The organism is Lachnospiraceae bacterium GAM79 (assembly GCA_020735665.1).
Lineage (GTDB): Bacteria > Bacillota > Clostridia > Lachnospirales > Lachnospiraceae > Coprococcus.
The window spans coordinates 2,038,429-2,051,431 of record CP085928.1 but is presented as its reverse complement, the minus strand read 5'-3'; the positions used below and the strand labels follow the sequence as shown (position 1 = coordinate 2,051,431).

Genomic DNA, 13,003 nt, shown 5'->3' with positions numbered 1-13,003 from the left:
TTTATAACACTATCAGGATTTATATAAGATTGTATAAAATATAGCATACACATACAGCAACACCCATATGGTTGTTCCATTATAACATGACATATACGAGGATTTCGTTGTGAGCTGCACATTGTCAGTAAATACGAGTGCCTGTTTGAGCCGAAGGCGAGTTGGCACAGGAGTATTTACGAATCAGACATGTGCTGCAAACAGAAACCGCAGTAAGTCATTTATAGTGGAATAACCATATGGGTGTTGTTGTATGTGTGTGCTATATTACAATCTTATATAAAACTTGAACAACCAGTCAAAGCATGGTGTTATTCCTGCTCTTTGTTATCTTCATTGTCTTTCTTGTCAAAGACTTCGAATTCGGCGTCATTATTTTGGATGGTGGAGATCACCTTGGCAGATTTTACAGGACGCATCGGGTCGGTCATTGGATTCTGGATGAAAGTCTGGTTTGATGATGGCAGGACAACATTCTGACCGAGAATAGATCTGCGGTCACGGATTGCACGGCGTCTGGCACGTTCTTCTGCAGGGAGCTGTTCCTCATCTTCCATATCTTCATCTGCTTCGGAAACCTCGTCGATGTCTTCCGGTTCATCCATATCATTATGATCTGTGACAGGCTTATGCTCGGAATTTGACCGGGATTTTTTGCCTCGCATATTCAAAAGACTGCTTATAAAGTCGGAACTTTCAAAGCTGTTCTTTTGTCCGGACGATTTATCGGTTTCGTCGGTATCATCATCTTCAAGTTCGTCCATGTCTTCGTCTTCGATTGAAGAATCAATATCAGAATCTTCGGAATCAGCGCTTTCGTCTGCAGTGCCTGCATCAGATTCATCCGAATCGTCTTCTTCCGGTTCTGCATTTCCGAATAATTCATCGAAATAGGACTGCTCGATATGGATATCAAAATCTGCTTCGGCGTGTCCGACCTCATCCTTGCAGTCGTTATAAATCTTTGTGTTATACGTTTTCTTAAGCTGTTCAATCAGTTCTTTATCATCATACTGAAGCTGCTCCAAAATACGGGCAACAATGATTCCCTGATATTCGTCGCTCCAGCCATCTTCGAGCTTGATCACGATACCGAGCTTCCGGCTTCGGATCGCCATACAGATCACACCTCTGGAACCGTCCTTCATAAGAAGATCCGGGTTCTTATTTACATAGTAAGATGGTGTAAAGTAATCGTTGATCTTTTCAGGATGCTTGTTAATACAGTCGAAGTTATAGGTGATTGCTTCCCGTATATCATCCGGCAGGTTGAACGGATCTGCAAGTTTTGCATAAGCAAGTGCGATATTACGCATTGGAAGTGCAAATACTGGAACACCACAGCCGTCGATTCCCAGACTGATCCGGTAAGTCGGAGTCTGGCTTAGCATGGATAAGAATGAAATGATCTGCTTCTGGACAGGAGAGTCCGGAAGCTGGTAGCCGGTGACTTTTCCTGTCAGTTCACGCTGCAGCATCATAAGGCTTAAGTGCTTGCCGGAGCAGCAGTGCTGCAAACGGCTCTTGCCCTCTACAGGATTCAGCTTGGAACCAAGTGCAAGCTTGTCCGCAAGCGGTGTTGCAGATGTGGAGATCGTTGGATTCATGATCATATCTTCTTCTTTTAAGTCCGTTTTTTCCATGATGCTCTGAAGTACATAGATGTGATGATTACTGCCCCAGTGAGAGGAATTACAGATCGTTACTTCTTCCTCGCTCAGGTTATATTTTTTATGAAGACCTGCGAGCAGGGTAGGAAGCACCTGGATCGGTTTGCTTGCGGAACGCATATAAGTCTGGCGCTCGATATCACCGGTATAAGCAATCGTTTCGCCGGTTGATGAAACAATAGCAATAGATCCATAATGTACATTTTCAACAACATCGCCACGGTATTCTTTTACTAAAATTTCAGCCATAAGTTCTTCTTCCTTTCATCTTCGTATACTCAGGCATTTGTGGGATGATGACAGGTCAAAATCTGTGTAACAGCCTGAAAGTATATTGGTAAAATAATTAATTAGAGTTTATCACAAGTAGAAAACCATTTCTACCCGGAGAATATAGGAAAGAAATTTTTTTAATCAAAAATGCACAGTGAAAATTGTTAAAAGATACATGGGAAATTCATGCAAAATATATGTTTATTTTGTAAAAATGTTTAAAATTTCTATATTCTTTCAACTTTTATTGTGAAAATGCAATAAAAAACTTTGCTTATTACAAAAACAGTGGTATAATGCATTTATATTAATACGCACGAAGGGGTGACATTATGATTAAAAAAGAAATGATAGCCATGCTTCTTGCAGGAGGACAGGGAAGCCGTTTAGGCGTTCTGACCTCTAATCTGGCTAAGCCGGCTGTAGCTTTTGGCGGCAAATACAAGATTATCGATTTCCCATTAAGCAACTGTATTAATTCAGGTGTTGATACAGTAGGTGTTCTTACACAGTACAGACCACTGAGGCTTAACCAGCATATTGGAATCGGTATCCCTTGGGATCTGGATCGTAACATAGGAGGCGTGACAGTTCTTCCACCATACGAGAAAAGTGATAACAGCGAATGGTATACAGGTACTGCAAATGCTATTTATCAGAACCTGGAGTTTATAGACTATTATAATCCGGAATATGTTCTGATATTATCTGGTGATCATATCTACAAGATGGACTATGAGAACATGCTGGAATATCACAAATCCTGTGATGCAGATATCACACTTGCAACATATCAGGTACCATGGGAAGAAGCTAGCAGATTTGGCGTTGTAATTACAGATGAGAACAATGTTATTTCAGAATTTGAGGAGAAACCTGCAAATCCTAGAAGTAACAAAGCATCTATGGGTATATATATATTCAGTTGGAAGGTGCTTCGTGAAGCACTTGTAAAGATGAAGGATCAGCCGGAATGTGACTTTGGTAAGCACATCATTCCATACTGCCATTCAAATGGCAAGAAGATCTGTGCATATGACTTCAAGGGTTACTGGAAGGATGTAGGAACACTTGGTTCTTACTGGGAAGCAAATATGGAGTTAGTAGATATTGTTCCTGAATTCAATCTGTATGAGGAGTTCTGGAAGATCTACACCAAGACAGATGCGATCCCACCACAGTACATAGATGCAAGCGGCAGAGTAAGCAGATGTATCATCGGTGAAGGAACAGAGGTGTACGGCGATGTTGAGAATTCCGTTATCGGTTCCGGTGTTACGATCGAAAAGGGTGCAGTCATCCGTAATTCGATCATTATGAATAACGCAACGATCGGTGAGAATGCATATATGGACAAGGCTATCATCGCAGAGAATGTTAAGATTGGTAAGGATGCTAAGCTTGGAATCGGAGAAGAAGCTGTCAATGAATTCAAGCCACAGATTTATTCATTTGGACTTGTTACGATCGGAGAAAACTCAGTTATTCCTGATGGTGTAACAATCGGTAAGAATACTGCTATATCTGGTGTGACTACTCCGGAAGATTATCCGGATGGCAACTTAAAGAGTGGCGGAAGTATTATAAAGGCAGGTGAATAGAGATGAGAGCATTAGGTATAATTTTAGCAGGTGGTAATAGCAACAAGATGGGCGAATTATCAGCAAAGAGAGCTGTTGCAGCTATGCCTATTACTGGCGGTTACAGAGCTATTGATTTTGCCCTTTCGAATATGACAAATTCCCATATCCAGAAGGTAGCGGTATTTACACAGTACAATACCAGATCTCTGAATGAACATCTGAATTCCAGCAAATGGTGGGATTTCGGAAGAAAACAGGGTGGTCTCTATATATTCACACCAACCATTACATCAGAGAACAGCTATTGGTATAAGGGTACAGCGGATGCCCTTTATCAGAACATTAATTTCCTGAAGGAAAGTCATGAGCCATATGTAGTTATTGCATCCGGTGATGGTATCTACAAGCTGGATTATGGTAAGGTTCTGGAAGAACACATCAGCAAGGGCGCAGATATTACAGTTGTATGTAAGGATCTCGAACCGGGAGAAGATGATGTGAACCGTTTCGGTGTAGTACAGATGGATGCGGACAACCGTATCATAGATTTCGAGGAGAAGCCACTGGTTGCAGGCAACAATACGATCTCAACCGGTATCTATGTGATCAGAAGAAGACAGCTCATCGAATTACTGGAAACCTGTGCAAATGAAGGCAGAACTGATTTTGTAAGAGATATTCTTGTAAGATATAAGAATGTAAAGAAGATTTATGGATATAAGATGGATACTTACTGGAGAAACATCGGAACCAAGGAGTCTTACTATAAGACAAACATGGATTTCCTGAACAGAGATGTAAGAAACTATTTCTTCAAGCAGCATCCTGACATCTACTCCAAGGTGGAGGATCTTCCACCAGCAAAGTATAATGGGGAAGCGGTTGTGAATAACAGCCTGGTAGCAAGTGGATGTATCATAAATGGTACTGTAGAGAATTCAGTATTATTTAAGAAGGTATACATTGGCAACAACTGTGTGATCAGAAATTCTATCATTCTGAACGATGTACACATTGGGGATAATTGTGTAATTGAAAACTGTATTGTAGAAAGTAGAGATACGATCCGTGCAAATACAGTTCATCAGGGTAGCCCGGATGACATCAAGGTTATCGTGGAGAAGAATTTCAGATACGCATTGTAGCAGATAAGAAAGACAAGGGGGTACACACGATGCAGGTGACCGATATCAGAGTCAGGGGTGTTGAAAAAGAAGGTAAGATGAAAGCCGTCGTTTCGATCACAATTGATAATGAATTTGTAGTTCATGATATCAAAGTGATCCAGGGTGATAAGGGATTGTTTATTGCGATGCCTAGCCGGAAAGCAGCAGATGGTGAGTACAGAGATATCGCACATCCAATCAATACTGAGACAAGAGAACGTCTGCAGCGGATGATACTTGAGAAATATCAGGAATCACTGGAAGCTTAAGACGTGAAACGGAGCCAGCCACTGTAGATGCAGTGGCTGGCTTTAGTGTTAGTATTGGTATTTATATATGGTAAAGATCTATAACAAGGGGAGAGAAGGTTTATGGAAATAAATAGAGTAATGATATTGTTTTCGGGTTGTTTTTTGATTGTTTGGTCTACTTTCAAATGGAAGATTCCAAATGTGATTTGGAACGCTAAATTAACCAAAGTATGTTCTGTGGCTTTGGGATTGTATAATATTATTTTAGCGATTTGTTATGAAAAAGATTTAAACATTGCTTTATTCATTGTAGACTTTATTCTCTATATTTTATTGGATGTAGGATTTTTAACAGTTAAGTTAAAAAAGGATAAAAAAGGAAAAATAAAGAATCTTCAACTGGGGATTTGCTCCATTTTTGTTATTTTGGCTATGATTATGGTATGTTTTAATTTGAATGAGATTTATGCCAGCATAATGATTTTAGCTGGTGCGATGATGGGGATATCTGTTCCTTTTCAGAAAATGAATTGTGATTAAAGTGTCGATTAATAAAGTGGTTGTGAGACGAAATTCAATAAATAAGTTGTTCATTTAATTTGAGAGGAGATTATATTTATGAAATGTTTATCATGTGGTAAGGAAGAATTTGATGAATGTACGAAATATTTCCACCATATGGTTGAAAATGAAATAGGGATAAAGTAAAATTAGCTGTGGTAATCTCATATTTTATTTGGAGGATAATAGGACAATGCTGAAAGCAATCATCCTTGCAGCAGGCAAGGGAACAAGAATGAAATCTGAAAAGCCAAAGGTTGTGCACGAGGTGCTTGGGAAACCGATGGTATACTATTCGATAGAAGCGGCAAGAGTTGCCGGATGTGATAAAGTCTGTGTGATCGTTGGATACAAGGCAGAAGAAGTAGAAAAAAGTATTAAAGATACTTATGCGAAGCTTGATAAGACAGAAGAAATGCAGGATGTAGTAAGCTATGCACTACAGACCGAACAGCTTGGAACCGGTCATGCGGTCAAGTGTGCTTCTGATTTTATCGGCACGGAGGGAGATGTTGTTGTCCTTTGCGGAGATACACCACTTGTAACCGGTAAGACATTAGAGCAGGCGATCAAGAAGCATGTTGCAGCAGGAAATGGTGTTACGGTTATCTCAGCGATGCTTTCAGATCCATTTGGATACGGAAGAATTATCCGTGATGAGAAAGGCTTATCAAAGATCGTAGAACAGAAGGATGCAACCGAGGAAGAACAGGCGGTTAGAGAAGTAAATTCCGGTATGTATATTTTCAAATGTGATGCATTACTGGCAGCACTTTCACAGATTACAAATGATAATGCACAGGGTGAATATTATCTGCCGGATACCATTGAGATCATCAAGAAAATGGGACTTCCGGTCGATGCGGCAGCCATGGAGGATGCAGATCAGATCAAGGGTGTTAATACACTGGAACAGCTTGCAGAAGCAGAAGAGATAATGAGGTCAAGATAAGATGAAACTGATAGTAGGACTTGGAAATCCGGGAACCAAATATGCGGGAACCAGACATAATGTAGGATTTTCCGTAATTGTAGGACTTGCAGATAAATATAATATAGAATTGAGTGAAAAGAAGCATAAAGCGATCTATGGCAGGGGCATGATAGAAGGAGAGAAAGTGATCCTTGCAATGCCACAGACATTTATGAATCTGAGTGGAGAAAGTGTCCGGGAGCTGGTCGATTATTACAAATGCGATCCATCCGATGTGATCGTTGCTTATGATGATATCGATCTGGCAGTCGGCAAGCTTCGGATTCGTGAAAAGGGAAGTGCCGGCGGACATAATGGAATGAAGAATATTATTTCACATCTGGGAACACAGGAATTTGTCCGGGTCCGTGTCGGAATCGGAAAGAAACCGGATCGTATGGATCTTGCAGATTATGTATTATCCAGATTTGGAAAAGATGAACTTCCGGAGATCAAGGCAGGCTGTGATAATGCCGGTGATGCGATCGCATTGATATTAAAAGACAGCGCGGCAGCAGCAATGAATAAATATAATTAACTGAAAGATAAAATGTGTTGATCGGAACAGGTCGTATACAGGGTAAAGCTGTGGATACGATCAGACAGGTATAAATAATCAGAAAATAAAAAAGAAAGGGAGCCAGGCTGTATCAGCCTGGCATTTGGCGTCGATATGAAGGCAATCAATGAGCCTGTAAAACATACCGAAAATTATATACAGATAAAGGACTGGTTAAAAGAGCAGGATGGCATCGTCAATATATCCGGAAATGACGGAACAGACCGGGTGTATCTGATGCATGCATTTTCATCCGATGCACATGTAAGGCTGGTCGTAACCTACAGCGAACAGAGAATGGAACAGTTATATGAGGACTTCCGTTTCTATGATAAAGCGGTGTATATGTATCCGTCGAAGGATATTTTATTTTACAGCTCAGATATCCATGGAAATTCTATCACCAGACGGCGGATGGATATTTTCAGACGACTGATCGAGGGAGAAGCCTGTACGATCATTCTGACGGTAGATGCGTTATTTGATAGGATGCCGGATCTGTCCTATATTAAGAAAAATGTGGTGACGATCCGTGAGGCAGAAGAACTGGACGTCGAGGCGCTTAAGAAGTGTCTGGTGGAACTGGGGTATGAAAAGGCAGACAGTGTAGATGGTGTCGGACAGTTTGCTGTGCGTGGTGGTATCATTGATATTTTCCCTCTGACAGAGGAATGTCCATATCGTATCGATATGTGGGATACGGAGGTCGATACCATCCGAAGCTTTGATGTGGAAAGCCAGCGGTCGATCGAACAGGTGCAGGAGATCCAGATCTATCCGGCAAGCGAGATGGTGTTGTCTGATCGCAGGACGGCGCAGGGTATCCGTAAGCTTGAGCAGGAGTTCAAGCCATATTATGAGAAGCTGCGGAAAGAGTTCAAGACAGAGGAAGCTGCCCGTCTGAAGAAGCAGATCGGGGAGATCAAAGAGCAGTTGACTGAGTTCCATGGAATGGCTGGAGTCGACAGCTATGTAGAGTATTTCTACAGTAAGACAGTATCACTTTTAGACTGCTTCCGCACAAAGAATACAGTTATTTTATTGGATGAGACTTCGCGGATATCAGATTATGCGGATAACTATATGGCGACCTTCCTTGAGAGCATGGAGAGCCGTCTGGAGGGTGGCTATATCCTTCCGGGTATGATGAATATTTTATTTACTTATCCGGCAATCGTGCAGAAGATGCAGGCGTTTCAGACGCTCGCATTTTCTATTCTGTATCATGAGGATCGGTATTTTACGATCCGGCATGATGTAACATATGACAGCCGTGTAGTTAATTCTTACAGAAATAATTTTGAAGCGTTGATTGCGGATATCGGAAAATGGCGAGAGAAGAATTACCGTATCATATTTATCTCACCATCGACGACCAGAGCAAAACGCATGGTTGAGAATCTGACCAGCCATGATGTGGCGTGCTTCTATTCAGAGGATACCGACCGTGTTCTTTCTGAGAAAGAGGTAATGGTTACGACAGGAAGACTTCGGGCAGGATTTGAGTTCCCGGAGCTGAAGCTGGTTGTGATAAATGAAGGCGACGTCTTTACTGCACGGAGCAGTATGAAGAAAAAGAAGAACCAGAAGCCGCGGTATTCCGGTGAAGTGATCAAGGATTTCTCTGATATCAGCGTGGGTGACTGTGTGATTCATGAACGCTATGGTGTTGGTATCTATGGCGGTATCGAGAAGGTCGAAGTGGACGGTGTCTTAAAAGATTATGTAACGATCAATTATGCAGAGGGCGGAAAGCTCTATGTGCTGGCCTCTGAGGTAGACTGTATCCAGAAATACAGTGATAAAGAGGGCAGACGGCCGAAGATCAACAAGCTCGGCAGCAAGGACTGGGAGAAGACCAGAAGCCGGGTAAAAGGTCATGTTGCAACGATCGCAAAGGAACTGGTGAACCTGTATGCGAAACGACAGGCATCACAGGGCTTTTGCTATTCGAAGGATACGATCTGGCAGCAGGAATTTGAGGAAATGTTCCCGTACGAGGAAACGGATGACCAGAAGAAAGCAATCGCAGAGACAAAGGCAGACATGGAGAGCAGCAAGATCATGGATCGTCTGATCTGTGGTGATGTGGGCTTTGGTAAGACAGAGGTTGCGATCCGTGCGGCATTTAAGGCGGTATACGATGGCAGACAGGTTGCATATCTTGTGCCTACTACGATCCTTGCACAGCAGCATTATAATACATTCAAAGAACGTATGAAGGAATTCCCGGTCGAGATCCGGCTGTTATGCCGTTTCTGTACACCGAAGGAGGTACGGGAGACGATCGCCGATTTGAAGGCCGGAAAGGTGGATATCGTGATCGGAACACATCGGCTGTTGTCCAAGGATGTGGCATTTAAGCAGCTTGGTCTGCTGATCATAGACGAGGAGCAGCGGTTTGGTGTAACACATAAGGAAAAGATCAAGCAGATGAAGACAAATGTAGACGTTCTGACCTTGACAGCGACTCCTATTCCTCGTACACTTCATATGAGCCTGATCGGTATCCGGGATATGAGTGTTCTGGAAGAAGCACCGGTTGACAGACGGGCGATCCAGACCTATGTCATGGAGCTTGATCCCGAACTTGTCAAAGAAGCGATCAAGCGTGAGCTGGCGCGGGATGGTCAGGTATATTATGTATATAACCGGGTAAATAATATAGAGATGGTCACATCGGAGATCGCATCCCTTGTACCGGATGCAGTCGTTGAGTATGCGCATGGCCAGATGCATGAACGACAGCTGGAGGACATCATGTACCGGTTTATCAATCATGAGATTGATGTGCTGGTTACTACGACGATCATCGAGACAGGCTTGGATATTCCGAATGCAAATACCATGATCATTCATGATGCAGATACATTTGGCTTATCCCAGTTGTATCAGCTCCGCGGCCGTGTCGGTCGTTCAGATCGGAATGCATATGCATTTCTGATGTACCGTCGGGATAAACTTATTAAAGAAACTGCGGAAAAGAGACTGAAAGCAATTCGGGAATTTACCGATCTTGGTTCCGGAATCAAGGTGTCCATGAAGGATCTGGAGATCCGTGGCGCGGGAAATATCTTAGGCGAGGATCAGTCCGGTCATATGGAAGCAGTTGGTTATGATCTGTACTGCAAGATGTTAAATGATGCGATCCGTCAGGAGATGGGCGAGAAGGTTGAAGAACGGTTCGAGACAACCGTACAGCTTCCGGTGGATGCTTATATACCGGCTGAATATGTCAAGAATGAATTTATCAAGCTGGATCTGTACAAGCGGATATCACATATCGCATCGGATGATGACTATGACGATATTATTGACGAATTAAATGACAGATTCGGAGAGATGCCGACAGAGGTTCTGAACCTGCTTGATGTATCTTTATTAAAGGCAAAGGCAAATCGTGCCTATATAACCAGCATTATGCTGGCGGGGGCGGAACTACGGTTTTCGATGTTTAAACAGGCGAAGATCGACACAGCAAAGATTGATTCGTTATTAGATAAATATAGAGGAAGCATGAAATTTGTGATCGGCAACAGTCCGTCTTTTGTGCTTAAGATGAAGACGATCACAGAGAAAGAGATCTGGAAGCAGGCGAGAGCGGTTGTAGCCGATATCGCGGAGCTTGCAGAAGAATAAAGGATGATCAGCATACCGAAATCTGTAATGTTTGCAGGGCGATGCAGACACCGAAATCGGTGAGTTGGAAGAACAGGAGGTTTGGTGGATGAAACGTAGAATTCTAAAGGCTATTTCTTTGATCTGCGCATGTGTGATGTTACTTACACTTGCAGCGTGCGGAGAAGAGAGTCAGGATAATACAGGAAAATATATTGTATTCAAATTCGGAAATGACAACATTTATTTGGACGAGGTGTATATCTATGCACAGACAACCATTGATGAGTACGAGAAAGAATACGGCAGCGACATCTGGGGCAAAACGATCGAAACGGATGGCGGTATTGAGATGGATGTCGAGGAAATGGCAAGGCGTGAAGTAATCTCCAACATTGTCCAGACTAAGGCATTGATCGCACAGGCAGATGAATACAAGATCAGCCTGACGGAGGAAGAACAGGCACAGGCAGAACAGGAAGCGGAAGATTTTTATAACAGTCTGACCGATGAGCAGTTGAAGGAAACCGGCATGGAGGCAGATACACCATCCCGTGTTCTTCAGGAGAATGCACTGGCGAAGAAGATTTACGATCATGTCATGAGCGATTCCTCTGCCGAGGTATCCGATGAGCAGGCAAGAATGACGACATTTTACGATATGTTCTTTGAATGTTATTATGAGGATGATTTTGGAAATATCGTAGTGTACAGTAAGGATAAGATTGCAGAACAGAAACAAAAAGCGGACGAGGCTTATACTTCGATCAAACAGCAGTTATCGGACAATCCGAACCTGAATATTACTTTCCTTGGCCACACAAACAACCTGCGATATGCCGGAAGCCATACGATGAGTAAGGATCAGATCCTGGAAAGCTATGGACAAGAGGTGCTGGATACTTTATATGATATGCAGGATGGAGATATCTCCCCGGTTATCGAGACTGAGAATGGCTATCATATCTTTCAGATGACATATCTGACAGATGAGAAAGCAACCGCTACGAATAAAGCGGAGTTGACAAAAGAGGCAAATGATGCCTATTTTAATAATCTTTTAACGAACTGGGTATCAAAGATTGATAAAGATTACACTTATTCCAAGAGCGTAAATACCGATGTGTATAGTATGATCACGTTTAGTTAATGGGATAGAATAAAAATGTCCATGGTACATTTCGTACCATGGACATTTTTTCGTTTGTTTATTTTCTTCCTGTTGAGCCAAATCCCCCTTCACCGCGTACGGTATCGGATAATTCATCTACAGTATGGAAACAGCCGGTAATGTATGGAGTGATAACAAGCTGAGCAATACGTTCGCCACTTTCGATTGTCTGATCAACATTAGAGTGATTGTGGAGTGCTACCATGATCTCTCCACGGTAATCAGCGTCGATAACGCCTACTTTATTGGCAGGTGCAAGACCACGTTTGCAAGCAAGACCGCTTCTTGCATAGACCAGTCCGGCATAGCCGGCCGGAATCTCGATAGCCAGTCCGGTGTGGATGAACTGGGTTTCTCCGGCAGCAATCGTTACAGGCTCATCCATGCAGGCATACAGATCTGCTCCGGCAGCAAATTCAGAACCATAAGAAGGAATCGTCGCATTTTCATTCAGTTTCTTAATGTTAATATCAAATGTGGCCATTAGAAGTACCTTCCTTTCTCGTCCCATAAGACTGCTTTCTTGGCAGTCAGTGATTTTGGAACATCTAATATTCTCTGATTTGTGGAACCCCTGAATCGCAGATCCAGAACTTTTTTCTCTTCAACAAATTCGCCATCGACTAAAACATCCAGATAGGACAGGAATTTGTGAGTGAAATCCCACTGATAATACATCTTGTCCAGAACGTCTTTTTCAAAATCGTAGCCGGTATAGCACCAGATCGTTTTATCCGGGTAAGTAGATTTGAACTGTTCCAGAAGTGGAAGCAGACCCTGCTGGTTGACGAATTCCAATGGCTCGCCACCCAGCAAAGTAAGACCTACAATATGATCCGGCTTACAGAGTTCAATGATCGTATCGATCTCTTTTTGCGTAAAAGGCTTACCTGCGTTGAAATCCCAGGTATCCTGATTAAAACAACCTTTACAGTGGTGTGTGCAGCCGGATACGAACAGAGAGGTTCGAACTCCGGTTCCGTTTGCAATATCACACCGTTTGATATCCATATAATTCATAATTATTATTTCTCCCATACAAAAAGTATGGCCCGCATTGCCCTCTACGACATGCAGACCATACAAATTGAAATTATTAATGCACTTAGTTAAAAATCGGATGTAAACTGTTCATACAAGTAAATACTTTATGCATAGCTTTAATATAAACCAATTTT

General features: G+C 42.4%; 11 protein-coding genes. 8 read left to right on the top strand and 3 right to left on the bottom strand.

What is annotated here, in order from left to right; all coding sequences use genetic code 11:
- Window positions 1-311: 311 nt before the first annotated feature.
- Window positions 312-1,919 (bottom strand): asparaginase, encoded by a 1,608-nt coding sequence (locus LK416_09225; GenBank protein UEA73857.1) that lies wholly within the window; start codon window positions 1,917-1,919, stop codon window positions 312-314.
- Between the two features lie 356 nt (window positions 1,920-2,275).
- Between LK416_09225 and LK416_09220 the strand changes: the two genes are divergently transcribed.
- From LK416_09220 to LK416_09185, 8 genes are all read left to right on the top strand, one after another.
- Window positions 2,276-3,544: a glucose-1-phosphate adenylyltransferase gene (locus tag LK416_09220; GenBank protein ID UEA73856.1), complete on the top strand. Its 1,269-nt coding sequence runs from the start codon at window positions 2,276-2,278 to the stop codon at window positions 3,542-3,544.
- Between the two features lie 2 nt (window positions 3,545-3,546).
- Window positions 3,547-4,671, top strand: coding sequence for a glucose-1-phosphate adenylyltransferase subunit GlgD (gene glgD, locus LK416_09215; GenBank protein ID UEA73855.1), 1,125 nt, complete (start codon window positions 3,547-3,549; stop codon window positions 4,669-4,671).
- Between the two features lie 29 nt (window positions 4,672-4,700).
- Window positions 4,701-4,961, top strand: a complete 261-nt coding sequence (spoVG, locus tag LK416_09210) for a septation regulator SpoVG (protein ID UEA73854.1) — start codon at window positions 4,701-4,703, stop codon at window positions 4,959-4,961.
- 102 nt (window positions 4,962-5,063) lie between these two features.
- Window positions 5,064-5,483: a hypothetical protein gene (locus LK416_09205; protein UEA73853.1), complete on the top strand. Its 420-nt coding sequence runs from the start codon at window positions 5,064-5,066 to the stop codon at window positions 5,481-5,483.
- 214 nt (window positions 5,484-5,697) lie between these two features.
- A complete protein-coding gene (locus LK416_09200; protein ID UEA73852.1) occupies window positions 5,698-6,456 on the top strand; it encodes an NTP transferase domain-containing protein in 759 nt (252 codons plus the stop codon).
- A 1-nt stretch (window position 6,457) separates the two neighbouring features.
- Entirely contained in the window at window positions 6,458-7,015 is a 558-nt protein-coding gene (pth, locus tag LK416_09195; GenBank protein UEA73851.1) for an aminoacyl-tRNA hydrolase, read from the top strand.
- A 135-nt stretch (window positions 7,016-7,150) separates the two neighbouring features.
- On the top strand, window positions 7,151-10,675 hold the full coding sequence (mfd, locus tag LK416_09190) for a transcription-repair coupling factor (GenBank protein UEA73850.1): 3,525 nt from the start codon (window positions 7,151-7,153) through the stop codon (window positions 10,673-10,675).
- An 88-nt stretch (window positions 10,676-10,763) separates the two neighbouring features.
- Complete coding sequence (locus LK416_09185) at window positions 10,764-11,804, top strand: peptidyl-prolyl cis-trans isomerase (GenBank protein UEA73849.1); 1,041 nt, start codon at window positions 10,764-10,766, stop codon at window positions 11,802-11,804.
- A 58-nt stretch (window positions 11,805-11,862) separates the two neighbouring features.
- Here the strand turns inward: LK416_09185 and dut are convergent, their stop codons facing one another.
- Window positions 11,863-12,309: a dUTP diphosphatase gene (gene dut / locus LK416_09180; protein ID UEA73848.1), complete on the bottom strand. Its 447-nt coding sequence runs from the start codon at window positions 12,307-12,309 to the stop codon at window positions 11,863-11,865.
- Complete coding sequence (gene nrdG, locus LK416_09175; GenBank protein ID UEA73847.1) at window positions 12,309-12,845, bottom strand: anaerobic ribonucleoside-triphosphate reductase activating protein; 537 nt, start codon at window positions 12,843-12,845, stop codon at window positions 12,309-12,311. The genes dut and nrdG overlap by 1 nt, the downstream gene beginning before the upstream one ends.
- Window positions 12,846-13,003 lie beyond the last annotated feature (158 nt).

What these genes read in the sequence shown, in the direction of transcription:
- glgD (UEA73855.1), top strand. Translation starts at nt 3,547, where the DNA reads ATGAGAGCATTAGGTATAATTTTAGCAGGTGGTAATAGCAACAAGATG.
- LK416_09200 (UEA73852.1), top strand. Translation starts at nt 5,698, where the DNA reads ATGCTGAAAGCAATCATCCTTGCAGCAGGCAAGGGAACAAGAATGAAA.
- LK416_09185 (UEA73849.1), top strand. Translation starts at nt 10,764, where the DNA reads ATGAAACGTAGAATTCTAAAGGCTATTTCTTTGATCTGCGCATGTGTG.
- LK416_09225 (UEA73857.1), bottom strand. Translation starts at nt 1,919, where the DNA reads ATGGCTGAAATTTTAGTAAAAGAATACCGTGGCGATGTTGTTGAAAAT.
- dut (UEA73848.1), bottom strand. Translation starts at nt 12,309, where the DNA reads ATGGCCACATTTGATATTAACATTAAGAAACTGAATGAAAATGCGACG.
- LK416_09205 (UEA73853.1), top strand. Translation starts at nt 5,064, where the DNA reads ATGGAAATAAATAGAGTAATGATATTGTTTTCGGGTTGTTTTTTGATT.
- pth (UEA73851.1), top strand. Translation starts at nt 6,458, where the DNA reads ATGAAACTGATAGTAGGACTTGGAAATCCGGGAACCAAATATGCGGGA.
- mfd (UEA73850.1), top strand. Translation starts at nt 7,151, where the DNA reads ATGAAGGCAATCAATGAGCCTGTAAAACATACCGAAAATTATATACAG.
- LK416_09220 (UEA73856.1), top strand. Translation starts at nt 2,276, where the DNA reads ATGATTAAAAAAGAAATGATAGCCATGCTTCTTGCAGGAGGACAGGGA.
- nrdG (UEA73847.1), bottom strand. Translation starts at nt 12,845, where the DNA reads ATGAATTATATGGATATCAAACGGTGTGATATTGCAAACGGAACCGGA.
- spoVG (UEA73854.1), top strand. Translation starts at nt 4,701, where the DNA reads ATGCAGGTGACCGATATCAGAGTCAGGGGTGTTGAAAAAGAAGGTAAG.